The organism is Rhizobacter sp. P5_A1 (assembly GCF_056400745.1).
The window spans coordinates 1-628 of the sequence record NZ_JBFUKR010000080.1 but is presented as its reverse complement, the minus strand read 5'-3'; the positions used below and the strand labels follow the sequence as shown (position 1 = coordinate 628).

At 66.1% G+C, this 628-nt stretch carries 1 protein-coding gene and 1 pseudogene; both read right to left on the bottom strand.

Annotated elements, in window-relative coordinates; translation table 11 throughout:
* Nucleotides 1-95 (bottom strand): annotated as a pseudogene (locus AC1DTW_RS28150) (NAD(P) transhydrogenase subunit alpha); the annotation flags it as partial.
* 6 nt (nt 96-101) lie between these two features.
* A partial coding sequence (locus AC1DTW_RS28145) for a Rossmann-fold NAD(P)-binding domain-containing protein (protein ID WP_477985341.1) occupies nt 102-628 on the bottom strand: 527 nt, incomplete at its 5' end.

The window sequence follows — 628 nt, the reverse complement described above, 5'->3', positions numbered from 1 at the left end:
GGCGTGACGGTCCAGACGACGTGGTAGCCGACGTAGATCGCGAGCACGAAGATGATCAGGTTGGTGATCGTGTGGGAGACGATTTCGTGTTCCATGGCTTCTTATTTCCTCTTCACTTCGCCGGCTTGGGTCATCAGGCACGCGGCCACGATGTCGTCGTCCATCGGCACGTTGAACGTGCCTTCCTTGGTCAGCACGAGCTTCAGGAAGTCGAGGACGTTGCGCGCATACAGCGCGCTGGCGTCGGCCGCGACCAGCGCCGGCAGGTTCGTCTCGCCGACGATCGTGACGCCGTGGCGCACGACCGTCTTGTCGGCCTCGCTCAACGGGCAGTTGCCGCCGGTCAGGCCGCCGGCGAGGTCGGGGCCCTTGCCAGCCGCGATGTCGACGATCACCGAGCCCGGCTTCATCGACTTGACCATCTCYTCGGTGATCARSGTCGGSGCGGCGCGGCCCGGGATCAGCGCGGTGCTGATGACGACATCGGCGAGCGCGACGCGCTTSGCGACCTCGAYCTGCTGGCGCGCGAGCCAGCTCGGCGGCATCGGCTTGGCGTAGCCGCCGACGCCTTCGGCGGCTTCCTTCTCTTCGGGCGTGTCGTACGAGACCTCGATGAACTTGCCGCCGA